The sequence below is a fragment of the Denitratimonas tolerans genome (genome assembly GCF_037203605.1).
Taxonomy (GTDB): Bacteria; Pseudomonadota; Gammaproteobacteria; order Xanthomonadales; family Xanthomonadaceae; genus Denitratimonas; species Denitratimonas tolerans.
The window spans coordinates 141,991-165,736 of the sequence record NZ_JBBDHC010000004.1 but is presented as its reverse complement, the minus strand read 5'-3'; the positions used below and the strand labels follow the sequence as shown (position 1 = coordinate 165,736).

General features: G+C 68.0%; 25 protein-coding genes and 1 pseudogene. 21 read left to right on the top strand and 5 right to left on the bottom strand.

Annotation, left to right across the window (positions count from 1 at the left end):
* Positions 1-76: 76 nt before the first annotated feature.
* The 4 genes from WB794_RS04370 to WB794_RS04355 are packed head-to-tail and all read right to left on the bottom strand — an operon-like array spanning position 77 to position 1,609.
* The gene (locus tag WB794_RS04370) at positions 77-430 is read right to left on the bottom strand and encodes a carboxymuconolactone decarboxylase family protein (protein ID WP_337334629.1); all 354 of its coding nucleotides are present in this window, start codon (positions 428-430) and stop codon (positions 77-79) included.
* A 60-nt stretch (positions 431-490) separates the two neighbouring features.
* Complete coding sequence (locus tag WB794_RS04365; protein ID WP_337334628.1) at positions 491-868, bottom strand: rhodanese-like domain-containing protein; 378 nt, start codon at positions 866-868, stop codon at positions 491-493.
* The gene (locus tag WB794_RS04360; RefSeq protein WP_337334627.1) at positions 865-1,227 is read right to left on the bottom strand and encodes an ArsR/SmtB family transcription factor; all 363 of its coding nucleotides are present in this window, start codon (positions 1,225-1,227) and stop codon (positions 865-867) included. Before WB794_RS04360 ends, WB794_RS04365 begins: the two co-directional genes overlap by 4 nt.
* Position 1,228: 1 nt before the next feature.
* A complete protein-coding gene (locus WB794_RS04355) occupies positions 1,229-1,609 on the bottom strand; it encodes a rhodanese-like domain-containing protein (RefSeq protein WP_337334626.1) in 381 nt (126 codons plus the stop codon).
* Between the two features lie 123 nt (positions 1,610-1,732).
* Between WB794_RS04355 and WB794_RS04350 the strand changes: the two genes are divergently transcribed.
* From WB794_RS04350 to azu, 18 genes and pseudogenes are all read left to right on the top strand, one after another.
* On the top strand, positions 1,733-3,004 hold the full coding sequence (locus tag WB794_RS04350; protein WP_337334625.1) for an NAD(P)/FAD-dependent oxidoreductase: 1,272 nt from the start codon (positions 1,733-1,735) through the stop codon (positions 3,002-3,004).
* A 35-nt stretch (positions 3,005-3,039) separates the two neighbouring features.
* Positions 3,040-3,243: a YgaP family membrane protein gene (locus tag WB794_RS04345; RefSeq protein WP_337334624.1), complete on the top strand. Its 204-nt coding sequence runs from the start codon at positions 3,040-3,042 to the stop codon at positions 3,241-3,243.
* A 25-nt stretch (positions 3,244-3,268) separates the two neighbouring features.
* Positions 3,269-4,348 (top strand): efflux RND transporter periplasmic adaptor subunit, encoded by a 1,080-nt coding sequence (locus WB794_RS04340; protein WP_337334623.1) that lies wholly within the window; start codon positions 3,269-3,271, stop codon positions 4,346-4,348.
* Positions 4,257-7,628 (top strand): efflux RND transporter permease subunit, encoded by a 3,372-nt coding sequence (locus WB794_RS04335; protein ID WP_415926639.1) that lies wholly within the window; start codon positions 4,257-4,259, stop codon positions 7,626-7,628. The genes WB794_RS04340 and WB794_RS04335 overlap by 92 nt, the downstream gene beginning before the upstream one ends.
* Complete coding sequence (locus WB794_RS04330; protein WP_337334621.1) at positions 7,625-8,218, top strand: Tll0287-like domain-containing protein; 594 nt, start codon at positions 7,625-7,627, stop codon at positions 8,216-8,218. Before WB794_RS04335 ends, WB794_RS04330 begins: the two co-directional genes overlap by 4 nt.
* The gene (trxC, locus tag WB794_RS04325; protein ID WP_337334620.1) at positions 8,215-8,670 is read left to right on the top strand and encodes a thioredoxin TrxC; all 456 of its coding nucleotides are present in this window, start codon (positions 8,215-8,217) and stop codon (positions 8,668-8,670) included. The genes WB794_RS04330 and trxC overlap by 4 nt, the downstream gene beginning before the upstream one ends.
* A gap of 10 nt (positions 8,671-8,680) precedes the next feature.
* Positions 8,681-9,166, top strand: coding sequence for an OsmC family protein (locus WB794_RS04320; RefSeq protein WP_337334619.1), 486 nt, complete (start codon positions 8,681-8,683; stop codon positions 9,164-9,166).
* Between the two features lie 134 nt (positions 9,167-9,300).
* Positions 9,301-10,593: pseudogene (locus tag WB794_RS04315) on the top strand (replication-associated recombination protein A); the annotation flags it as partial.
* Positions 10,590-10,985: a fluoride efflux transporter FluC gene (locus tag WB794_RS04310; protein WP_337334618.1), complete on the top strand. Its 396-nt coding sequence runs from the start codon at positions 10,590-10,592 to the stop codon at positions 10,983-10,985. The pseudogene WB794_RS04315 and the gene WB794_RS04310, both read left to right, overlap by 4 nt.
* Before the next feature lie 114 nt (positions 10,986-11,099).
* Positions 11,100-11,498, top strand: coding sequence for a DUF805 domain-containing protein (locus WB794_RS04305; protein ID WP_337334617.1), 399 nt, complete (start codon positions 11,100-11,102; stop codon positions 11,496-11,498).
* A gap of 96 nt (positions 11,499-11,594) precedes the next feature.
* Complete coding sequence (gene serS / locus WB794_RS04300) at positions 11,595-12,875, top strand: serine--tRNA ligase (RefSeq protein ID WP_337334616.1); 1,281 nt, start codon at positions 11,595-11,597, stop codon at positions 12,873-12,875.
* Between the two features lie 239 nt (positions 12,876-13,114).
* Positions 13,115-13,324 (top strand): cold-shock protein, encoded by a 210-nt coding sequence (locus WB794_RS04295; protein WP_337334615.1) that lies wholly within the window; start codon positions 13,115-13,117, stop codon positions 13,322-13,324.
* A gap of 442 nt (positions 13,325-13,766) precedes the next feature.
* Positions 13,767-14,015 (top strand): RNA chaperone Hfq, encoded by a 249-nt coding sequence (gene hfq / locus WB794_RS04290; protein ID WP_337334614.1) that lies wholly within the window; start codon positions 13,767-13,769, stop codon positions 14,013-14,015.
* Entirely contained in the window at positions 14,015-15,319 is a 1,305-nt protein-coding gene (gene hflX / locus WB794_RS04285) for a ribosome rescue GTPase HflX (protein ID WP_337334613.1), read from the top strand. Before hfq ends, hflX begins: the two co-directional genes overlap by 1 nt.
* 96 nt (positions 15,320-15,415) lie before the next feature.
* The gene (gene hflK / locus WB794_RS04280) at positions 15,416-16,591 is read left to right on the top strand and encodes an FtsH protease activity modulator HflK (RefSeq protein ID WP_337334612.1); all 1,176 of its coding nucleotides are present in this window, start codon (positions 15,416-15,418) and stop codon (positions 16,589-16,591) included.
* On the top strand, positions 16,588-17,451 hold the full coding sequence (gene hflC, locus WB794_RS04275) for a protease modulator HflC (RefSeq protein ID WP_337334611.1): 864 nt from the start codon (positions 16,588-16,590) through the stop codon (positions 17,449-17,451). Before hflK ends, hflC begins: the two co-directional genes overlap by 4 nt.
* 3 nt (positions 17,452-17,454) lie before the next feature.
* Positions 17,455-17,640 (top strand): DUF2065 family protein, encoded by a 186-nt coding sequence (locus WB794_RS04270; protein WP_337334610.1) that lies wholly within the window; start codon positions 17,455-17,457, stop codon positions 17,638-17,640.
* A 157-nt stretch (positions 17,641-17,797) separates the two neighbouring features.
* Entirely contained in the window at positions 17,798-18,247 is a 450-nt protein-coding gene (azu, locus tag WB794_RS04265) for an azurin (RefSeq protein WP_415926638.1), read from the top strand.
* A gap of 65 nt (positions 18,248-18,312) precedes the next feature.
* Here the strand turns inward: azu and WB794_RS04260 are convergent, their stop codons facing one another.
* The gene (locus WB794_RS04260; protein WP_337334609.1) at positions 18,313-19,254 is read right to left on the bottom strand and encodes a LysR substrate-binding domain-containing protein; all 942 of its coding nucleotides are present in this window, start codon (positions 19,252-19,254) and stop codon (positions 18,313-18,315) included.
* A 177-nt stretch (positions 19,255-19,431) separates the two neighbouring features.
* Between WB794_RS04260 and WB794_RS04255 the strand changes: the two genes are divergently transcribed.
* Genes WB794_RS04255 through WB794_RS04245 form a run of 3 tightly spaced genes read left to right on the top strand, consistent with a single transcriptional unit; the run spans position 19,432 to position 23,728 of the window.
* The gene (locus WB794_RS04255; RefSeq protein ID WP_337334608.1) at positions 19,432-20,481 is read left to right on the top strand and encodes a DmsE family decaheme c-type cytochrome; all 1,050 of its coding nucleotides are present in this window, start codon (positions 19,432-19,434) and stop codon (positions 20,479-20,481) included.
* A 14-nt stretch (positions 20,482-20,495) separates the two neighbouring features.
* Positions 20,496-23,036: an MtrB/PioB family outer membrane beta-barrel protein gene (locus tag WB794_RS04250; RefSeq protein ID WP_337334607.1), complete on the top strand. Its 2,541-nt coding sequence runs from the start codon at positions 20,496-20,498 to the stop codon at positions 23,034-23,036.
* On the top strand, positions 23,033-23,728 hold the full coding sequence (locus WB794_RS04245; protein WP_337334606.1) for a c-type cytochrome: 696 nt from the start codon (positions 23,033-23,035) through the stop codon (positions 23,726-23,728). Before WB794_RS04250 ends, WB794_RS04245 begins: the two co-directional genes overlap by 4 nt.
* The last annotated feature ends 18 nt before the right edge of the window (positions 23,729-23,746 follow it).

The window sequence follows — 23,746 nt, the reverse complement described above, 5'->3', positions numbered from 1 at the left end:
GGGCGGCTTGCGCGGATGCGGGGCGACGAAGAACCTGCGGCAGCTCGCGCGGGCTGCCGCAGGCGGGAGCAGCGGCCTACTTCGCCGCCACAGCGAATTCCTCGTAGGCCTGAATCGCGTGCGAGGCGTACATCAGCGAGGGACCGCCGCCCATGTAGACCGCCACGCCGAGCATCTCGCGCAGTTCCTCGGGCGTGCCGTGCAGGCGTACCAGCGCCTTGGCGTGGAAGCCGATGCAGTCGTCGCAGCGCGTCGCCACGGCAATGGCGAGCGCGATCAGCTCCTTGGTCTTTTCGTCGAGGACGCCGGCTGCGAGCGCGGCGCGCGAGAGTGCGCCGAAGCCCTGCATCACCTCGGGCAGGTGGCTGCGCATCGGGGCGAGGTGGCGGCTGGTGTTGGCGGTGAGATCCTGGAAGCGGGTGTCGGACATGGGAGTTCCTCGGGAAGGTTGGAGCGGGACGCACGGGCCGTGCGCCGCGGACGAAGTGCATCAGCGCCGCATCGCGCCCTGGACGAACGGCAGGCCGGCTGCCATCCAGGCACTCATGCCGCCGGTGACGTTGACGTAGCGGTGCCGCGCATCGCGCGACAGGAGGTTCTGGGCGATGCGCGAGCGCATCCCGCTCTGGCAGATCAGCAGGATCTCGCCGCCGTTCGCCGCAGGCGCGATTCCATCCAGTGCCGCCGTACCGCGCACCTGGATCTGCCCCAAGGGCAGCGAGCGCGCGGCGTTGGCGCGGGCACGGGAAAATTCCGCCGGCTCGCGCACGTCGATCAGCACCGCGCCGTCGTTCAGCCGCCTGACGGCCTCGTGCGGCCCGACGCTTTCGCCGCCCAGGCCGAGCAGCGCCTTGATGAACGCGATCATCGGCGACCTCCTCGGGTGGCGGCCTGGTCGGCACCGGGGGCGCAATAGATTCCGTGCAGGGTCTGGATGATCCGATAGGCCGGGCCGGCGGACAGCGCGTAGTAGATGCTCTGCGCCTCGCGGCGGGTGTCGACCAGACCTTCCTCGCGCAGCACGGCCAGGTGCTGGGACAGCGCCGACTGGCTCAGGTCCACCAGCGCATTGAGATCGCCCACCGAACGCTCGCCCTCGGCCAGCAGGCACAGGATCAACAGACGCTTTTCGTTGGCCAGCGCCTTGAGCAGGTGTGCGGCCGAATCCGCGTGCTCGCGCATGGCGCTCGGATCGATGACCGGCACTTCCGGACGCGGGAGCGCCATGTCAGGCTCCCTCGACCGGCAGGCCGGCGCCGGTCCAGCCGGTGAAACCGCCGATCAGGCACTCGACCTTGCGAAAGCCCAGGCGCTGCAGGCTGTCGGTCGCCAGAGCGGCGCGTCCGCCGGAGAGGCAGTAGACCACCAGATGGCGCGAGCGGTCGGCGAGGGTCGGGCTGGTCTCGCAGGCGAGCGCCGGATGGGCTTCAATAGCAAACTCGAGCACGCCGCGCGGCAGGTTCACCGCGCCGGGCAGGTGCCCGGCGGCGAATTCGCCCGGCTCGCGCACGTCGATGAGCAGCGGTGCTTCGGTCATGGCGTGCAGCGCCATGGCGTCGATCTGACGGATGCGGGTGCAGGCGTCGGCGACGAGGTCGTTGGCTGTCATGCCCATTTCAGTTCCTTCTGAATTAGTTGACACTAATATAAGTCAAGGCTAATATTCATGCAAGCGCCGCTGCGCAGGCAGTCCGGTCCACAGTCCATCCGAGCAAGTCAGAAGGTAAGAGTCATGGCAAACATCGTGGTTCTGGGAGCGGGAATCGGCGGCATGAGCGCGGCGTTCGAGCTGCGCGCACTGCTGGGCAAGGAACACTCGATCCAGGTGGTGGGCGAGGGCGGCCGGTTCGCCTTCACCCCGTCCAATCCCTGGGTGGCCGTGGGCTGGCGCAAGCCGTCGGACATCACCCTGGACGCCGAGGCGGCGCTCAAGCGCAAGGACATCGCCTTCGACGGTGTCGGCGCAGCGCGCGTGTATCCGCAGGAAAACCGGGTCGAACTGCGCGACGGCAGGAGCCTGGCGTATGACTACCTCGTGGTCGCCACCGGCCCGCGCCTGGCCTTCGACGAGGTGCCGGGCCTCGGGCCGGAGGGCGGTTTCACCCAGTCGATCTGCACCACGCCACACGCGGCAGCGGCCTGGGACGCCTATCAGCGCTTCCTCGAGAATCCGGGTCCGGTCGTGGTGGGCGCGGCGGCGGGTGCCAGCTGTTTCGGCCCGGCCTACGAGTTCGCCATGATCCTCGACCGCGACCTGCGCAAGCGCAAGCTGCGCCACAAGGTGCCGATGACCTATGTGTCCCCCGAACCCTACATCGGCCACATGGGCCTCGGCGGCGTGGGTGATTCCAAGGCCCTGATGGAAAGCGAGCTGCGCCAGCGCGACGTGCGCTGGATCATCAACGCGAAGGTCGCGGAAGTGCGCGGGAACGAGATCGACGTGGTCGAGATGGATGAAGCCGGCCAGCCGAAGAAGACGCACACGCTGCCGTTCGCCTATTCGATGATCCTGCCGGCCTTCACCGGGGTGGACGCGATTCGCCAGAGCGAAGGGCTGGGCAATCCGCGCGGCTTCACTCCGATCGACCCGTACCAGCGCCATCCGAGCTTCGGCAACGTGTATTCGATCGGGGTGTGCGTGGCGATCGCCCCGCCCGAGCCGACCCCGGTGCCGACCGGCGTGCCCAAGACCGGCTTCATGATCGAATCGATGGTCACCGCCGTTGCCGAGAACATCAAGGCCGAGCTGGAGGGCAAGCCGGTCAGCGTGATCCCGACCTGGAACGCGATCTGCCTGGCCGACATGGGCAATACAGGCGCCGCCTTCGTGGCGCTGCCGCAGATGCCGCCGCGCAACGTGACCTGGGCCAAGGTGGGCAAGTGGGTGCATCTGGCCAAGATCGCGTTCGAAAAGTATTTCCTGATGAAGATCCGCTTGGGCAACACCGAGCCCGTCTATGAAAAGTACGTGCTCAAGCTCCTGGGCATCGTGCGCACCCGCTGAGCCTTTTCCCGAAACCAACTCCAAGGAAAGCCGACATGAACCTCGATCGTGCCATTTTCGCCTTTGCTGGCGTGATGATCCTCGCCAGCCTCGCGCTGGGCCATTTCGTTTCGCCCTGGTGGCTGCTGCTGACCGCCTTCGTCGGTCTGAACCTCCTGCAGTCCGCCTTCACCGGATTTTGTCCCGCGGCCAAGCTGTTCGCGAAGCTGGGCGTGCCCGGCGGCTGCGCGTTCAAGTAAGGGGCCCGACGTGCGAGAGCGATCCATGGTCACATCGACGCTTGCGCTGGCCCGGATCGGCGGTTTGGCGCTGCTGGCAGCGGCGCTCGCCGCCTGTGGCGGGGCCACCGACGATGCCCGCGCGCCCGGCAGGATCGAGGGTCTGGAAACCTGGGTCGTTGCCGATCCCGTCAGCGACGAGGGCCGTGCCTGGGACGGCGTGGTCGAGGCGGTGCAGCAGGCTACGCTGACCGCGCAGACTGCCGGTCGCGTGGCCGAGGTCGCGCACGACGTCGATGATCACGTCACCGCCGGCACCGTACTGGTGCGCCTGAGCGCGGTCGAACAGCAGGCCGAGGTCGACACCGCCCGCGCCCAGCTGCACGCCGGCGAAGCAGCGGCACGCGAAGCCGAGGCCGACTACCAGCGCTATGTCGAACTGTCGCAGCGCCAGTACGTGTCGCGTTCGCAGCTGGAACGGATGCACGCCGCACGCGACGCCGCGGTGGCCGCCCGGGATGCCGCCCGCGCGCGCCTGGCCAGCGCCAGCCAGACCGTCGACTACACCGTGGTGCGCGCGCCCTACGACGGCATCGTCGCCAGCCGCGACGTCGAGCCGGGAGAATCGGTGGCGATGGGGCAGCGCCTGGTGTCGGTGTTCGCGCCCACAGCGCTGCGGATCGAAGTCGAGCTGCCGCAGGGCGCGGCGGATCAGGTGCGCGCGGATCCGCGCGCGCGCGTGCGATTGCACGACCAGCGCGTGATCGAAGCCGACGATGTCATCGCCTTTCCCGCCGCCGACGCGGCCACGCACACCGTTCGCGTGCGCGTGCTGCTGCCGGCGCTGGATCCGGCACCGATACCGGGGAGCACGGCCAAGGTGCGGTTTCCGGCGGTGGCGGGCCACTCCCAGCCGCGGATCCCCGCGAGCGCGATCGTGCGCCGCGGCGAAGTCACCGCGGCCTATGTGCTCGCCGATGGCCGGCTGTCGCTGCGCCAGCTGCGGCTGGGCGAGGCCATGCCGAGCGGCGTGGATGTGCTCGCCGGCCTCCAGCCCGGCGAAACCATCGCGCTCGATCCGGTGGCCGCGCGCCAGGCCCTGGTCGCCGCCCGCGGAGGCGACTGAAGTGACGGCATCCGCTCCCTCGCGGCTTGGCGTCTCCGGCCGCCTTGCGCGCACCTTCCAGGACAATCCGCTGACGCCGATCCTGGCGCTGCTCGGCCTGCTGCTTGGCCTGGTTGCGGTGTTGATCACGCCGCGCGAGGAAGAGCCGCAGATCAACGTGACCATGGCCAACGTGATCGTGCCCTTCCCGGGCGCGGACGCGGGGCAGGTGGAGCAGATGCTGGCGTATCCGCTGGAGCAGGTGCTCTCGGAGATCGAGGAGGTCAAGCACACCTACTCGATCAGCCGTCCCGGCCTGGTGGTGGCCACCGTCGAGTTCGAGGTCGGGGTGAAGCGCCAGCCGGCGCTGGTGCGCCTGTACGACAAGGTGTTCTCCAACCAGGACTGGATACCGCAGGGCTTGGGCGTCGGCCAGCCGCTCATCAAGCCCAAGGGCATCGACGATGTGCCGGTGATGGCGCTGACGCTGTGGACCGACGACGCCGACCGCGGCCCGCGTGAGCTGGCCGAAGTCGCGCACACGCTGGAAACCGAGCTCAAGCGCATCCCGGGCACCCGCGACGTGTTCACCATCGGTGCGCCCGAGCGCGCGGTGATGGTCGAACTCGACGCCACGCGCCTGGCCAGCCACGGGCTCGCGGTCGAGGATCTGGCCGGGGCGCTGCAGGCCGCCAACCTCGCCCGTCAGGCCGGGGAGCGCGTTGGGGTCGATGGCGTGGCCCAGGTCACTTCCGGCAGCTTCCTCGCCGGGCGCGGAGAGGTGGAAGGGCTGGTGCTCGGGCTGAAGGATGGCCAACCGGTGCGGCTGGGCGACGTGGCCCGGATCAGCGACGCCGCCGACACGCCCTCGAGCTACGTCTGGCACGGCGCGCCGGCCGGGCGCGACGGCCCCGAGACCGGCACCGCGCCCGCGGTGACGCTGGCGATCGCGAAGAAACCGGGCAGCAACGCCGCCAGCATCACCGGCAGCGTGCTTGAACGCATCGAGGCGCTGCGCGGCCAGGTCATCCCCGAGGGCGTGAACGTCGAAGTCACCCGCGACTACGGCCTGACCGCCAGCGACAAGGCGCAGACCCTGATCAAGAAGCTGTTCTTCGCCACGTCGGCAGTGGTGCTGCTGGTGCTGTTCGCGCTCGGCCGACGCGAGGCGCTGGTGATCGGTACCGCGGTGGTGCTGACCCTGTCGCTGACCCTGTTCGCGTCCTGGGCGATGGGCTTCACCCTCAATCGCGTGTCGCTGTTCGCGCTGATTTTCTCGATCGGCATCCTGGTGGACGATGCGATCGTGGTGGTGGAGAACATCCACCGCCACATGGCGCTCGGCGGCAAGAGCCTGCGCGAGGCGATTCCGCCGGCGGTCGACGAAGTCGGCGGTCCGACCATCCTCGCCACCTTCACCGTGATCGCGGCACTGTTGCCGATGGCCTTCGTCAGCGGACTGATGGGGCCGTACATGCGCCCGATTCCGATCAATGCGTCCGTCGGCATGCTGCTGTCGCTGCTGATCGCGCTGATCGTGACGCCCTGGCTGTCACTGAAGCTGCTCAAGCGCCACGCCGGCGGCGGGCACGCCGATCATGATGCCGCCGATGGCCACGCTCCCGGCAGCATCGCCGCGCGCCTGCAGCATTTGTTCGAACGGCTGATGGGGCCGTTTTTCGATCCCGCGCGCGGCGCGCGCCGGCGCCATCTGCTGTTCGCATCGATGGCGGGGCTGGTGCTGCTGGCGGTGAGCCTGGCCGGCTTCAGGCTGGTGGTGATGAAGATGATGCCCTTCGACAACAAGTCGGAGCTGCAGGTGGTGGTCGACCTGCCCGAGGGCCGCACCCTGGAGGACACCAGCGCGCTGCTGGCCGAGCTCGCCGAGGCCATCGACCGGGTGCCCGAGGTGCTCAACTACCAGGGCTACGCCGGCACCGCCGCGCCGATCAATTTCAACGGCCTGGTGCGACAGTACGACCTGCGCGCCGGTGCCAACGTCGGCGACCTGCAGGTGAACCTGGTCGATCGCCGCGAGCGCCGCCGCAAGAGCCACGACATCGCGGTCGCGCTGCGTCCGGAACTGGCGGCGATCGGTCGCCGTCAGGGCGCGTCGGTGAAGGTGGTCGAAGTGCCGCCGGGACCGCCGGTGCTGTCGCCGATCGTGGCCGAGGTCTACGGCCCGGACTACGCCGCTCAGCGGCGGATCGGGCTGGCGCTTGAGCAGCGCTTCCTCGCCACCGAGGGCATCGTCGATGTCGATACCAGCGTCGAGGCCGAGGCTTCGCGCGAGATCCTGGCGATCGACCGCGAACGCGCCGCGCGCCTGGGCGTGTCGCAGGCGACGATCACCGAAACCATCGCCGCCGGGCTGTCCGGTCACGATGCGACCTGGGTGATCGACGACAGTTCGAAATATCCGCGCCCGATCCGCCTGCGCCTGCCGGCCTCCGACCAGGCCACGCTCGACGGCGTGCTGTCGCTGCGGGTGCGCGGCGGGGATGGCCAGCTGGTGCCGTTGTCGGCGCTGGTGCAGGTCCGCGAGGTGGCCTGGGATGGCGTCATCCACCACAAGGACATGCTGCCGGTGGTCTATGTCATGGGCGACGAAAACATCGTCGCCGACAGCCCGCTGTACGGCATGTTCGACCTGGTCGGCCAGGTGGCCGACAGCGTCATCGAAGGACAGTGGCTGTCGCAGCACTACATCGCCCCGCCCGCGGACACCGCCGCTTTCTCGATCAAGTGGGACGGCGAGTGGCAGATCACCTACGAGACCTTCCGCGACATGGGTATCGCCTACGCCGCCGGCCTGCTGCTGATCTATCTTCTGGTGGTGGCCTACTTCCGCAACTACCTGGTGCCGCTGGTGATCATGGCCCCGATTCCGCTGACCGTGATCGGGGTGATGCCGGGGCACGCGCTGATGGGGATGCAGTTCACCGCCACCAGCATGATCGGCATGATCGCGCTGGCCGGCATCATCGTGCGCAACTCGATCCTGCTGGTGGATTTCATCGACCATCTGGTGGCGCGCGGCAGGTCGCTGGAGGATGCGGCGATCGAGTCCTGCGCGGTGCGCGCCCAGCCCATCGCGCTGACCGCGGTGGCGGCGATGGCCGGCGCGGTGTTCATCATCGACGACCCGATCTTCAACGGACTGGGCATCTCGCTGCTGTTCGGCATTCTGGTGGCCACCGTGCTGACCCTGGTCGTGATTCCGCTGCTGTACGTGATGCTGCGCCGCCGCTGGCCGCATCGCGATCCCGAAAACCCCGTTCCGGAGGAGTCGCACGCATGAAGACACGGATTCCCCGCGCACTCGGCGTACTGCTGCTGGTCGCCGGCAGCGCCGCATTCTCGCAGGAGGGCGAGCCGTCCGGCCCGGCCGATGCCGCGCGCGCCGAGGCGGCGATGAACGATCTGGGCGGTCGCCTCAAGACCGCGCTGACGGCGAAGGTGCAGGCGGATGGCCCCGTTGCCGCGGTCGGCTTCTGCCGCGAGGAGGCACCGAAGATCGCCGCTGCGGTGGCGGCCGAGCGTGGCCTGCGGGTCGGGCGTACCGCGCTGCGCCACCGCAGCCCGGCCAATGCGCCAACGCGCTGGCAGGAGGAGGTGCTGGAGGCGTTCGTCGAACGCGCGACGGGCGCGCCGCCGGCGAGCCTGTCCTGGGCCTCGCGCCAGGATGGCGTGTACCGCCAGGCGCGCGGTATCGCGACCGAGGCGGCGTGCCTGACCTGCCACGGTTCCGGCATCGCGGAACCGGTGCGCGCGGCCATTGCCGCAAGCTATCCGCAGGATCGCGCCACCGGCTTTTCCGAGGGCGAACTGCGCGGCATGTTCTGGGTCGAGATCGGCAAGGGCTCGGATGCGGGCGAGGTGCGGCCATGAGCGCCGCTTCCGCGCTGCTGCTGGCCTGCCCGGCCTGTCATCGCATGAACCGCGTGCCGGCCGCGCGGCAGCACGACGCGCCGACCTGCGGCCAGTGCCACCAGCCGCTGTTTGCCGGGCGTCCCTTCGATCTGGACGAGCAGGGCTTTGATGCGCACGCCGCGCGCAGCGACGTGCCGCTGCTGGTGGATTTCTGGGCGCCCTGGTGCGGCCCCTGCCGCGCCATGGCACCGGCCTACGCGCAGGCGGCCGGCGTGCTGGAGCCCGAGGTTCGCCTGGCCAAGGTCAACACCGAAGACGTTGGCAGCCTCGCCGCGCGTTTCCGGATACAGGGCATTCCGACCATGATCCTGTTCCTGCACGGCCGCGAGCTGGCGCGCCAGTCCGGTGCCATGCCGGCGCAGGCCATCGTGCAGTGGGTGCGCCAGCACCTTCCCCTTTCACCCGCATGAGGAGCATGAGATGAGCGAAACCATCGGCATCACGCTGGAGCAGATCGACGGCTACGAGTTCCGCGTGCGCTTCGACAAGGATTCCATCGCCGACCTCACCACCGACCTGAGCGAGCCGCTGGGCCAGTCGCGCGGCCCCAATCCCGAGCATCTGCTCAACGCCGCCATCGCCAACTGCCTCAGCGCCAGCCTGCTGTTCGCACTCGGCAAATTCAGGAACGACGTGCGTTCGCTGCGCGCCACCGCCAGCGCCCGAATGGGTCGCAACGCCGAAAACCGGATGCGGGTGGAGGCGGTGCAGGTGAATATCACGCTGCCCGGCGAGGCTGGCGGCTACGCCAATCTGGATCGCGTGCTGGCCCAGTTCGAGAACTTCTGCACCGTGACCGAAAGCGTGCGCCACGGCGTCGCCGTGGATCTGACCGTGAGCGACGGCAGCGGTACGGCGCTGCACCACAGCCTGGCCGGCGGCGCGGGGCAGGGCGCGACGGGCTGAAGGCCGCGCGCCGCCGCGGCGCATCGCGCGCCGCGAGATCGACGCGGGTCGGCGTGTCCGCCGCGGATACGCCCTAGAATGCCGGCGTGAGCGTTCCTCCGACTCCAACCCTGTTCGATACCCCCGCGCCGCTGCAGCCGCTGGCCGAGCGGATGCGTCCGCGCACGCTGGACGACATGGTCGGCCAGCGCCGCCTGCTGTCGGAAAACTCCGCGCTGCGTCGCGCGGTGGAAGCCGGGCGGGTGCATTCGATGATCCTGTGGGGGCCGCCCGGCTGCGGCAAGACCACTTTCGCCCTGCTGCTGGCGCACTATGCCAAGGCGCGGTTTCGCGCGATTTCGGCGGTGCTGTCGGGGCTGCCGCAGGTGCGCGAGGTGCTGGCCGAGGCCGAGCGCGCCTTCCAGGCCGGCGAGCGCACCGTGCTGTTCGTCGACGAGGTGCACCGCTTCAACAAGGTGCAGCAGGACGCCTTCCTGCCGCACATCGAGCGCGGCACCATCGTGTTCGTCGGGGCCACCACGGAAAACCCCAGCTTCGAGCTGAACTCGGCGCTGCTGTCGCGCTGCCGCGTGCACGTGCTCGAAGCGATTTCGGCCGACGACATCGTGCAGGCGTTGCAGCGCGCGCTGGGCGATGCGGAGCGTGGCCTGGGCGGGCGCGGCATCCGCATCGGCGCGGACGACCTCGCGCAGATCGCGCAGGCCGCCGACGGCGACGTGCGCCGGGCGCTCACCCTGCTGGAAATCGCCGCCGAGCTTGCCGAAGGAGAGGGCGGGGAAATCACGGCCGCAACGCTGGCGCAGGTGCTGGCCGACCGCACCCGGCGTTTCGACAAGCAGGGCGAGCAGTTCTACGACCAGATCTCGGCCCTGCACAAATGCGTGCGCAGCTCCAATCCCGATGCCGCGCTGTACTGGCTGGCGCGGATGCTGGACGGTGGCTGCGATCCGGTCTACCTGCTGCGCCGCCTCACGCGCATGGCGACCGAAGACGTCGGCCTGGCCGATCCGCGCGCGCTGGCGATGGCGATCGACGCCTGGAACACCTACGACCGGCTCGGCAGCCCCGAGGGCGAGCTGGCGCTGGCGCAGGTGGCCGTGTATCTCGCCTCCACCGCCAAATCCAACGCGGTCTACAGCGGCTGGAATGCCGCCCGCGCCGACGTGCGCGAACACGGCAGTCTGCCGGTGCCGCTGCACCTGCGCAATGCGCCGACGAAGCTGATGAAAGAGCTCGGTTACGGCAAGAACTACCAGTACGACCACGATGCGCAAGGCGGCGTCGCGCTCGGCCAGACCGGCTTTCCCGAAGCGATGGGCGAGAAGGTCTACTACCGCCCGGTGGATCGCGGGCTGGAACTCCAGCTCGGGGAAAAGCTGGATCGCCTGCGCGACGCGCGCGCGAAGGCGCGGAGAGCGGGCGGATGAGCGCGGCGACGTGGTGGCAGCATGCGGCTCTGGTCGCCGCCGGCGGCGCACTCGGCTCGTTCGGGCGCTTTGCCGTCGGCACCTGGATGGCGCGCCTGGCCGGAACCGGCTTTCCGTGGGGCACGCTGGCGGTGAACCTCGCCGGCAGCCTTGCGGCCGGGCTGCTGTTCGCCGCGCTCGACGGGCGCGAGCATTCCGCCTGGCTGCGCGCCCTCCTGATGGTGGGTGTGCTCGGCGGGTTCACCACCTGGTCCTCGTTCGCGCTGGAGGCGCTGATGCTCGGGCGCGGCGAGCATCCCGCCTGGGCACCGGCGTACGTGCTGGTCAGCCTCGCCGGCGGGCTGGTGCTGGTCTGGATCGGCTGGCGCGGCGGGCTCTGGCTGCGCGGGTGATCCGGCGCGAATCGCGAATGGCACGCTTCCGCATATCGCCGGAGCTGCCGCTTCGCTACCATGGCGCCGCCCGAGGGGGCAGGTTGTTCTCGACCACACCACTGGAGTCTCATGATGAACTGGGGAAAGTTCCTCTTCTCGTTTTCCGGCCGGATCTCGCGCAAGGCCTTCTGGCTCTATGTCGCCGCATCGATCGCACTTGGCCTGATCCTCAACGCGGTGGCGATGCCGTCGCAGCCGGTGCTTGATCCTTCGGCGTCGCCCGAACAGGCGATGGCCGCGATGTCCGGCTACTACGGCGCAATTCCGCTGTGGTACTGGCTGCTGCAGATTCCTCTTTTCTGGATCGGTCTTGCGGTCATGGCCAAACGCTGGCACGACCAGGACCGCTCCGGCTGGTGGACGCTGCTGCTGCTGGTTCCGCTGCTGGGCGCGCTGATCGTGCTGATCATGCAGGGCTTCATCGCCGGCACGCCCGGCCCCAACCGCTTCGGCGAAGGGCCGATGGCCTGACCTTGCGTCACGCGCAGGGGCCGGCGACGGCCCCTGCGTTGCCTCGGCCGCGCCCTGCCGGGGATAATTGGCGGTTCCGCACCGAAGGATGCCGCCATGCTCGATCCCACCCTGCTTCGCACCCAGCTTGCCGAGACTGCCGCGCGGCTCCGGGCCACGCGCGGCTATGCGCTTGATGTCGCCGCGTTCGAGCGCCTGGAGGCCGAGCGCAAGACCATCCAGGTGCGCACGCAGGAGCTGCAGAACCTGCGCAACACGCGCTCCAAGGCCATCGGGCAGGCCAAGGCCAAAGGCGAAGACGCCAGCGCGATCCTTGCGGAAGTGGCCGGAATCGGCGACGAGCTGAAGGCCAGCGAGGCGCGGCTGGAGGCGGTCCTGGCCGAGGTCGATGCGATCACCTCGGGCATTCCCAACCTGCCGGATCCGTCGGTGCCGCTGGGCGCGGACGAGGGCGGCAACGTCGAGCAGCACCGCTGGGGCGCGCCGCGCCGCTTCGAATTCGAGGTCAAGGACCACGTCGAACTCGGCGCGCGCCACGGCTGGCTCGATGGCGAGGCCGGTGCCAAGCTCTCCGGCTCGCGCTTCACCGTGCTGCGCGGCGACCTCGCGCGCCTGCACCGCGCCCTGGCCCAGTTCATGCTGAACCTGCACACCGGCGAGCATGGCTACCTCGAAACCAACGTGCCGCTGATCGTCAATGCCGACAGCATGCGCGGCACCGGCCAGCTGCCGAAGTTCGAGGAAGACCTCTTCGCCACCGAATTGGGCGACAGCCGGCGCTACCTCATCCCGACCTCGGAAGTGCCGCTCACCAACCTGGCGCGCGGCGAGATCCTGGAGGCCGAATCGCTGCCGCAGCGCTACACCGCCCACTCGCTGTGCTTCCGCTCCGAGGCCGGCAGCGGCGGGCGCGACGTGCGCGGCATGATCCGCCAGCACCAGTTCGAGAAGGTGGAGCTGGTCAGCGTCGCGCATCCGGCGCAAAGCGCCGAGGAACACGAGCGCATGACGCGCTGCGCCGAAGTGGTGCTGGAGCGCCTCGGCCTGCCGTATCGCCGCATGCTGCTGTGCACCGGCGACATGGGTTTTGGCGCAATCAAGACCTTCGACCTGGAAGTCTGGCTGCCCTCGCAGAACACCTATCGCGAGATCAGCTCGTGTTCCAACTGCGGCGACTTCCAGGCGCGCCGCATGCAGTCGCGCTTCCGCAATCCGGACACCGGCAAGCCGGAGCTGGTGCATACGCTCAACGGTTCGGGCGTGGCGGTGGGGCGTGCGCTGATCGCGGTGATGGAGAACTACCAGAACGCCGATGGCTCGATCACGCTGCCCGAAGCGCTGCGCCCGTACTTCGGCGGTGCCGCGCAGATCGCCTGAGAACGGTGCAAAACTGAATCCCGAGCGAGCCGCCGCGAGATATCTTTGACGGGGCATGGATTTTGCGACGGAATTGACGTATCTTACGCACGCTGTATTTTTTGCCCGGGGTCACGGAGGTTCGTGACCTGACGGCGGGTCGCAAGGCACGCCGTCTTTCCGCTCCATTCCACTCCCGCAAAAAAGCAGTTCCGTAGCCCGACAACGGGCGTTTTTTTGTTTTTGCAGGAGTTGCAACAATGTCTGATCGTCAGACGGGTACCGTGAAGTGGTTCAACGACGCCAAGGGCTTTGGTTTCATCACGCCGGAGAGCGGCCCCGACCTGTTCGTGCATTTCCGCGCCATCCAGGGCAACGGCTTCAAGTCGCTCAAGGAAGGCCAGAAGGTGACCTTCGTCGCCGTGCAGGGCCAGAAGGGCATGCAGGCCGACCAGGTCCAGGAGGCCTGATCCACTGAGGCATCCGCGCAAGCGGATGCCTCTCGCCGAAGAGACGCCGGGTTGCGCAAGCACCCGGCGTTTTTTTGTGCGCGCGAAGCCGCGCCGGCGCGCCCTGCGTCGTGCGATGCCGGCCGACGCGGTACCAGTCCGGGTTGCGCACAGGTGCCGTGAACAAGTCGCGGGACAATGATGTGGATAACCAAGGCGTATTCCTTTTGGAACAATGACTTGGCGCATATTGCTCAACAATTGGCCAGGTCCGCCACCGGCGCGTGAACACAGCGCCCGGGATCGGACAGGGCGGCGCTGTCGAACCACCCGGCGCGGTGTACCATGGCAACGTTTCGGCAGGCGTGCCCGCCCGTCTTGGGATCCTCGGGCCGTGCCGCACAGGGCAACGGATCGCCACACAACAACACATCAGAAAACACTATTTGAGGAGTCAGCCGCCATGTCCAAGGGACAGTCTCTCCAGGATCCCTTCCTGAACGCCCTGCGCCGCGAGCGCGTTCCCGTTTCGATCTACCTGGTCAATGGCATCAAGCTCCAGGGCACGGTCGAATCCTTCGACCAGTTTGTCGTGCTGCTGCGCAACACGGTGAGCCAGATGGTCTACAAGCACGCCATTTCGACCGTGGTGCCGGCGCGCAACGTGCGCCTGACGCCGGCGGGTGAAGAGGACGACGGACAAGAGGTCTGATGTTCGAACGATCCCGAAGGGGCGAGCGCGCCCTGCTGATCCAGCCGTTCACCGCGGGCCACAGCGACCCGTCCTCGCTCGAGGAGTTTGCGGAACTGGCGCGATCGGCCGGTGCCACGGTGGTGGGCAGCGTGCCGGCGCGCATCGACCGCGCCAACCCGGCGACCCTGATCGGCAGCGGCAAGGTCGAAGAGGCGCTGAGCCTGTGCAACGCCGTCGATGCCGACCTGGTGCTGGTCAACCACACGCTTTCGCCGGTGCAGGAGCGCAACCTGGAACGCGCCCTGCAGCGCCGCGTGGTGGACCGCACCGGCCTCATCCTCGACATCTTCGCCCAGCGTGCCCGTTCGCACGAGGGCAAGCTGCAGGTCGAGCTGGCCCAGCTGCGCCACATGGCCACGCGCCTGGTGCGCGGCTGGACCCATCTGGAGCGCCAGCGCGGTGGTTCCATCGGCCTGCGCGGCCCCGGCGAAACCCAGCTGGAAACGGATCGGCGGCTGCTTGCCAAGCGCGTCGACGCGCTGCAGGCGCGCCTTGCCAAGGTGGAGGTGCAGCGCACCCAGATGCGCCGCGCCCGGGTTCGCCAGGGCGTGGCACGGGTGGCGCTGGTCGGTTACACCAACGCGGGAAAGTCGACGCTGTTCAACGCACTGACCGGCGCCGATGCCTACGAGGCCGACCAGCTCTTCGCCACGCTCGATCCCACGGTCCGACGCCTGGATCTGCCCGGGGGCGAAGTCGTGCTGGCCGATACGGTGGGGTTCGTGCGCGACCTGCCGCACGATCTGGTGGCGGCGTTCCGTTCCACCCTGTCCGAAGCGCGCGACGCCCAGCTCCTGCTGCACGTCGTCGATGCCTCCGATCCGGCGCGCGACGAGCGGATCGGGCAGGTGGACGAAGTGCTGCGCGAGATCGGTGCCGGTGACATTCCCCAGCTCGTGGTGTTCAACAAGATCGACCGGCTGGATGATGCAAGCGCGCGCGTGGACCTGGACGAAGACGGCGCGGCGACACGGGCCTGGGTCTCCGCGCGCACCGGCAGCGGCCTGGGTGGCTTGCGCGATGCCATCGCCTCGCGCCTCGCGCGCGAGCGGGTGAGCGGACGGATTCACCTGCCCTCCACGGCCGGTCGCCTGCGCGCGCGGCTGTTCGCGGCCGGCGCGGTGCAGTCCGAAGAAACCTGCGATGACGGCTGGCGGATCGATCTGGACATGCCGCTGGATGCCGCTCGCCAGCTTGTCGCCGACGCCGATGCGGAAGCTGCCGCGCTGCGCGACCTGCTGCCCATGGATGACAGGGCCTAGTCCGGCTACCTACAATCCACGATTCGCCGCGCCTCGCGGCCGCGCCCGCCCCCGGGCCGGTGGATGCGCGGCGCACGGACAACGACGGAGTGATGCATGGCCTGGAATACGCCCGGCGGCGGCAAGGACAAGGATCCCAAGGACTCGTGGGACGGCGGGCGCGGCGGCCAGGGGCCGGACGTGGACGCGTTTCTGGATCGCCTGAAGGCGAATCTCGGGCGGGTTTTCGGCGGTGACGACGGCCGCGCCGGTCGCGGTGGTGCGGGCGGCGGCAGCGGCGGGCCCTCGTTGGGCCTGATCCTGCTGGCGATCTTCCTGATCTGGTTCGTTTTCGATTCCTGGACCCTGATCGACGAGCGCCAGCGCGGCGTGGTGCTGCGCTTCGGCAAGTACGAGCGCCTGATGACGCCCGGCCCCAACTTCAAGCTGCCGCGACCGATCGAGAGCGTGATCAAGGTCGATGCGACCCAGGTGCGCAACATCTCCGATCAGGTGCGCATGCTCACCCGCGACGAGAACATCGTGCTGGTCGACTTCAACGTGCAGTACCAGGTGTCCGATCCCAAGCTGTACCTGTTCGGCACCCGCGACCCCGACGACACCCTGCGCCAGGCGGCCGAAAGCGCGGTGCGCGAGGTGATGGGCAACAGCGTGATGGACACCATCCTCTCCGGGCAGCGCGCCGAGTTGGCCGCACAGGCCAGCGAGCGGCTGCAGCTGGCGCTCAACCAGTACCGCACCGGCCTGACGGTGAGCGAGTTCAACCTGCAGAACGCGCGCCCGCCGCAGGAGGTGAAAGACGCCTTCGACGACGCGATCATCGCGCGCGAGGACAAGCAGCGTTTCGAGAACGACGCGCTCGGCTATGCCAGCAAGCAGGTGCCCGAGGCGCGCGGCGCGGCGGCGCGCATCAAGGCCGAATCGGAGGGCTACCAGGCCCAGATCGTCGCGCGCGCGCAGGGCGACGCCGACCGCTTCACGCTGCTGGCCGACGAGTACCGCAAGGCACCGGCGATAACGCGCAAACGCCTCTATCTCGAGACCATGCAGGAAGTCCTGGCGTCCAATCCGAAAGTGGTCGTGGGCGACCGCAGCGGCAGCAACGTGATGTACCTGCCGCTGGACAAGCTTTCCGGTTCGCCCCCCTCGGCCCGCGCCGACACGACCTTCGTCGAGCGCCTGCCGGCGATCCAGTCGGCGACCGTGCCGACCACCCCGCGCGCGCCGGCGCGCGATGCGACCCGTACTCCGCGCGAGGGCTCCAACCGATGAAAAATGCAGCCGTCATCCTCGTTCTGTTCGCGGTGCTGCTGCTCACCAGCACGATCTTCGTGGTGCGCGAGGATCAGGTGGGCGTGCTGTTCCAGCTGGGCCGCATCGTCAAGACCGACATCGAGCCCGGGGTGCACTTCAAGCTGCCGCTGGTGCAGGACGCGCGTACCTTCGACCGGCGCATCATGACCCTGGACTCCCAGCCCGAGCGCTACCTCACCTCGGAGAAGAAGGACGTGAACGTCGACTTCTTCGCCAAGTGGCGCATCGTCGAGGTGGGACGCTACTACACCACCACCTCGGGTGACGAGCTGCAGGCCATGCAGCGCCTCAACCCGATCATCAAGGAGGCGCTGCGCAACCAGATCAACCAGCGCACCCTGCAGGAAACCGTCTCGGATGCGCGCAGCAGCATGACCGAAGCCCTGGTGCGCACCGCCAACGAGGGCACCAGGAGCCTGGGCATCGAAGTGGTGGACGTGCGCATCAAGCGCATCGACCTGCCCGAGGAGGTCTCCGAATCGGTCTACAACCGGATGCGGGCCGAGCGCTCGCGGGTGGCCAACGAGCTGCGCTCGCAGGGCGTGGAGGCGTCGGAGACGATTCGCGCCAATGCCGACCGCGAGCGTCAGGTGATCCTTGCCAATGCCGAGCGTGACGCGCAGCGCATCCGCGGCGAAGGCGACGCCCAGGCTGCCGACATCTATGCCCGCGCCTACGGCCAGGATGCCGAGTTCTATGCCTTCCACCGCAGCCTGGAAAGCTACCGCACCGCGTTCGAGGGCGGCGACAGCGTTCTGGTGCTCGACCCCGATTCGGAGTTCTTCCGCTACTTTGGCAACGCCGGCCGCGGCGAGTAAGCCGTGTCCGACGACCTCCTTGCCGCACTGTGCCTGGTGCTGGTGCTGGAGGGGCTGCTGCTGTTCGCCGCGCCGGGCCTGTGGAAGCAGGCCGTGGCGCAGCTGCTGGAGCGGCCTGATCAGTCCCTTCGCGCCGCGGGTGGCGTGATGATCGTGCTGGGCCTGGTCGCGCTGCAGTTCGTGCGCTGAGAGCGGTGCAGAGCCCCCGCATGGGGAACTGCAAGCTGAATCACGCGCTGCCGTTTCTGACCTGAGTCAATTGCGGTTCGGGAAACTGGCCCCACAATAGCCGGGACGGTGGCCGCGTGGTTGCCGCACTGATGCATTTCACGAAGGAGTCCATTCCATGTTGCGTTCCTCCCTGCTGGCCATCGCGGCCCTGCTGCTTTCCACCCAGCTGCAGGCCAAGACCTGCGAACTGAGCATCGATTCCACCGACCAGATGACCTTCAGCGCGAAGGAATTGTCGGTCGGTGCTGATTGCACCGAGGTCAAGCTGACCCTGCACCATGTCGGCAAGCTGGCCAAGAACGTCATGGGCCACAACTGGGTCCTGACCAAGACCGCCGACTACCAGCCGGTGGCCCAGGACGGCATGAAGGCCGGTCTCGACGCCGATTACCTCAAGGCCGACGATGACCGCGTCATTGCCCACACCGCGCTGATCGGCGGCGGCGAGACCACCAGCGTGACCTTCCCGGTAAGCAAGCTGGAGAAGGGCGGCGACTACACCTTCTTCTGCTCGTTCCCCGGCCACTGGGCCGTGATGCACGGCAAGCTGGTGTTCGGCGGCTGATCGCCGGATCCACGCAGTTGTGCACGAAAACCGCCGGCCGCAGGGCCGGCGGTTTTTTTTGCGTGTCAGATTCCGCTGTGCTCGATCGTCTCGCGCAACTGCGGCGGGAGGTGCTGGCCGAGGTGATCGAGGAAACAGCGCGCCGCCCGGCTCAGGCCCCGGCGCGAGGGAAACACGGCGTGCAGGTACATCGTGCCGCCGTGGAACTGCGGCAGCAGCCGCTCCAGCCGTCCGGCCTCCACCTCGCGCTGGCACAGGCTCCCGGGCAGCAGTGCCACGCCGATGCCGTCCAGAACGGCCGGCAGCAGCACCAGCGGATCGCTGGACGACAGGCGCGGATGGTGCGCGATGGAATGCACCCCTTGGCTTGAGTCCAGAACCTGCCAGACCGTGCCGGCCAGCGTCTCGCCCTCGTTGCGCAGGAAGGCGCTGGCACAGCCGTTGAGGTCGGCCGGCCGGCGTATCGGCCCGAGCCATCGGGCAATGTCGGGGGAGGCCACGAGCCAGTGCTGGTCGAGGCGAAAGGAGCGCACGATGAAGCGCGAGTCGTCGAGCTGGCGCTGGATCTTGAGCGCAAGGTCATAGCCTTCCCCCAGGAGGTCGACCTCGCGGTAGTCGGCGTCCAGGACCACGTCCACCTCCGGGTAGGCCCGCAGGAATGAATTGACCACCGGCATCAGCACCGCCTGGGCAAACAGCACCGGGCAGCTGATCTTGAGCGTGCCGCGCGGCACGCTGCGCGCCTCCTCGACGACGGACTGGGCGCGCTCGACTTCCGCAAGCACGCTCAGGCAGCGCGCGTGGAACTCGAGGCCCAGAGCCGTGACATCCATGCGCCGGGTGGTGCGCTGGATCAGGGAGACGCCCAGGGTTTCCTCCAGGCGCGACAGGTGCTGGCTCAGCAGCGACTTGGTGACGCCCAGTGCGCGGCTGGCCCGGCTCAGGCTGCCGGCATCGATGATCGCCGCAAAGTAGCGCAGGTCGTTGAGATCCAGTGGTTTGCTCATGTTTGCCCTCCCTGACGCCGGTGGCGCACGGCGATTGTTCAATATTCTGAACGATGTTTCGCGCGATCTGGGCTGTACCTTCCGTTTAGGTTCATACAAAGTTCGGTCAACGAGAAGTTAACCAAAACTTCCACTGCGCCGACGGCGCACCCGAGCCATACCGCCAGGGGAGGGAACATGCGAGCACTCTTTTTCGGCTTTTTCGCGGCCTCGTTGCTGCTTTTGCCAGGGGTACCTGCAGCGCAGACCCCGGCCTCCAACGCCCTTCCGTCCACGCACTTCTCGGCTGAGCCGGGATTGTCTCCGGGCGACGTGGCGGGCGGACAGTTCGCCGACGTCGCGCCCGGGTTCTCCTGGGCGTTCCCGGCAAGCAACCCGCAGGCCCCCGACGCCAAGCCGATCGGCGAGGCGAGCTGTGCCAGCTGCCACACCCTCGAGACCGAACATTTCGCCCACACCACCCACGCGCTGGGCATGGCGGTGGCGCTGCGCGCCAACCCGATGGCGGCGACCTGCGAAGCCTGCCACGGTGCCGGTTCCGAACACGCGGCCGAGCCGACCACGCCGGGCAAGATCATTGCCTTCACCCACGGCGGAGGAACCACCGTCGCGACCCAGGCCGCGACCTGCCTGACCTGCCATCAGGGCGGGCCGCGCGACCACTGGACGGGTTCGGTGCACCAGCGCAATGACGTGAGTTGCTCGGATTGCCACAACCCGATGGCCAAGTTCTCGGCCGAAGGACTGATGGCTACACAGTCGATCAGTGAGACCTGCGCCACCTGCCACAAGGACATCCGCGTCCAGTTCAATCGGCGCTCGCACATGCCGCTGCCCGAGGGCCTGATGTCTTGCGACGACTGCCACAACCCGCACGGCAGCCGCGATGCGCCGCTGCTCAAGACCGCGACCGTCAACGAAACCTGCTACACGTGCCATGCGGAAAAGCGCGGCCCGTTCCTGTTCGAGCACGCGCCGGTGCGCGACAACTGCCTCAACTGCCACACCCCGCACGGCTCCAACCAGCATGCGTTGCTGGTGGCTCCGGTGCCCGTGCTCTGCCAGCAGTGCCACTCGCATGTGCGACATCCCAATGACATGCACCTGCCCGGCGGGCTGGCCAGTGGTCAATTCCCTGACGAACGCCTGATCGGCCGCGGCTGCATCACCTGCCATGCGCAGATCCACGGGTCAAACCACCCGGGCGGCCCTCGTTTGCACAAGTGATGGAGGACGAACCCATGACCTGCATCAGATCGGCATTGGCCCTCGCGCTGGCAAGCGCGCTGGCCGGCACGGGAGCCCAGGCCCAGGATTCGGGCGTCGGCATCGATTACGGATTCGGCAGCAAGCTGGAGGCGGCCAGCACGTCGGCGCGGGACTGCGATCCGCGCGGAATGAGCTGGCTCAGCGCCGAAGGCAGGCGCTCGCCGACGGGTGCCCGCTACATCTGCGCACCGGAGATTCTCGAATCCGCACACGGAGAGTGGCTGCGTTCGGGACAGCTCAGCGTGGGTTGGCTCGCCACCGGCGGGGACGTGGATGCCCCGAACTGGCTGCGCTACAGCGACTGGGACGATGCCCCCGTGCTGGGACTTCTGGCGCTCAATTTCAGGCGACCCTACGACGGCACCTATGTGGAACTGCGTGCGAGCCGGGTTTCCTCGGACAACCAGTACATCAAGGCCACGGCAGGGCGGGCCGGCAAATATCGCATCGAGGGGTTCGCGCGTTCGCAGCCCAACGTGATGAGCACCACGGCGCGCTCGATCTGGAATGGCGTGGGCAGCAATCGGCTCACGCTGGTCCCCGGCCTGACGCCGGGTGCGAGCCCGGTTCCCGACGTCATGGCGGCTTCCGCGACGGCCGTACCGCAGCGCCTGCAGGTGACGCGCGACAAACAGGGCCTGGGCGTCAATTATTTCTTCACCTCGCGCTGGACAGGCTACTTCAGCACCACCAACGAGGAGCGCAAGGGCGCGCGCGCCTTTGGCGGTGCATTCTTCTTCAACTACCCGTTCCCCGCCAACGGCGGCATCTACGAAACCCCGCGGCCGATCGATGACGCCACGGTCAACGTCAACGGCGGTCTGCGCTACGTCGGCAACCAGTGGCGCATGGACCTTGCCTACACCGGCTCGTTCTATCGCGACAGCCATGATGCGTTCACCTACGAGAACCCTTATGCCTTGTGGGCCGTGGTCCCGGGCGCGACGTCCATCACGCCGCTGGTGGGCGAGTTCGCCACCGAGCCGGACAACGATTACCACAACGTCCGCGCCACGTTCACGCGCAAGCTGGCGATGAACGGCGAACTGTCCTTCGGCGCGGCGGGCGGTACGATGCGGCAGAACGAGGCGCTGCTGCCGCCGACAAACTGTACCGGCATGATGGGCATCGATCTGTCTCCGCTGGGCTCCCCGGTCAATCCGTATCTGTTCGATTGCGCGGACTGGAACACCCCCGCCTCGCTGTCCCGGCAGAGCGCCGGGATGCGGATTGACACGACCGATGCCAACGTCGGCCTGGTGCTGCAGCCCACGAACTTCGCCACCTACCGAGCCACCCTGAAGTTCCGCCGCGAGGATTACCGCGATACGTACGTGGCCTACAACCCGATCACCGGGCAGTACGGCTACGTTGCCGAGAACGGCGCGATGGGCGCGGTGGTTCCGGGCGAGATGGGCATCTGGGATCCGTTTGCGAACGCCAGAGTGCCGACGCGCGTCAGGAGCCTGGCGCTGGACAAGGAAACGCGTGAGCTGGCGCTTGCCGCCGATTTCCGCCTGAACAGCCGCAACACGTTCGGAGCGGCCTATACCTACACCGACGTGGAGCGGACCCATCGCGAAGTCAGCCATGCGCGCGATCACGTCCTGAAGCTGACCTGGGTCAGCCGCGCGTTCGAGTACGCCACGCTGCGGGCCAACTACCAGTACCTGCGCCGCAGCGGCAGCGACTATGTGTCCAATCCCTACGAGCACACCCTGTCCATGGGCATGCCCGGTTTTGGCGGCGATCACACGAACACCCCTCCGCATACCGTTGATGCGCTGCGCAAGTACGACGTCGGCGGCCGCACCCAGCACAAGGCGACGCTGATCGCGAGCGTGATGCCGAGCGAGACCACCAGCCTCAACGCCACGCTGCGCGGCGACTGGAACGATTACCGTGCCGAGCTGGGGCGGCAGTCGCTGGACACCTATGGCTTCACCGTGTCCTGGGACTGGCAGCCGTCGCTGCAGACCAGCGCCAGCGCGTTCGTGGGATGGGACAAGTCCTCGCTGGGCATGGCCAACGTCAACGACGCGGCCACCGTGCCGGAAGATCCGACGCTGGGCGGCCCGGTGTATCCGGAGAGTTCTCGCTGGTGGATGGACGACGACAACCGCAGCCGCAACGCGGGAGTGACTTTCAACCACGACTTTGGCCGGGTGAAGCTGGATGCGATGTGGAACTTCGTGCACACGCGCGGGCTGACCAGCTACAGCTACGCATCCGCAGCTGCGCTTGCGTGGCCGGCGCTTGCCGAGGCCAGTCTGTCCGGCGAGTACCCGAACCTGACCTATCGCACCAACACCTTGACCGTCGGGCTCACCGTCCCCTTCAACGACCGATTCTCGCTGCGCATATTCGACTCGTGGGAGCGCGGGCAGATTTCCGACTGGCACTACAGCGGGCTGGAGGATGGCCTGGTGATCGACCATCGGGTCTATCTGGATGCCGGTCAGCGCGGCTACAACGCCAATCTCATCGGTGTGATGCTGGAGGTGAAGCTGTGAACGCGCGATCCTTCCTACTGGCAGTCGCGGCTGCCGCCGTGCTGCCCTCCGGTGCCGCGTTGGCGGCCAAACTCGACCTCATCGAGTTCAGGTATCCGGGGCCGGTTGAGGGCAGCGTTGCCGCCGGCAAGGAAAAGGCGCAGGTCTGCAACAACTGCCACGGTGCCGATGGCAAGGCTCCGGTGGCGATGTTCCCCAGCGTGGCTGGTCTTCCCGACCAGTACCTCTACTGGAAGCTGGTCGAGTTCAAGCACTCGCTGCGCGGCGACTCGATCATGACGCCGCTGGTGGCGAACAACACGATCGAGGACCTGCGCGACATCGCGGTGTTTTATGCCTCCCTGCCGCTGGTGGCACCTTCGCCACTGACCCCCGAGCCTGTCGATGCGGCAGTCCTGGATCGCGGCCGCAGCCTGTACCTGCACGGCGATCCGGCGCAGGGTGTGCCACCCTGCCAGGGCTGCCACGGCGTCGAAGGCAAGGGGCCGACGAACGCCCAGCCGTTCCAGATGGCCTGGCCCGCGCTTTACGGCCAGCAGGCGACCTACATGACCACGCGGCTCAACAACTTCCGCACCGGTTACGCCATCGACACCACCATGGACAAGATCATGCAGGGCGTGGTGCGCAACATGACGGCAGAGGACATCGACGCGGTTGCCGCCTACGTCGAACGACTCGACGGGCGCTGACCGTCGAGACACTGCCGC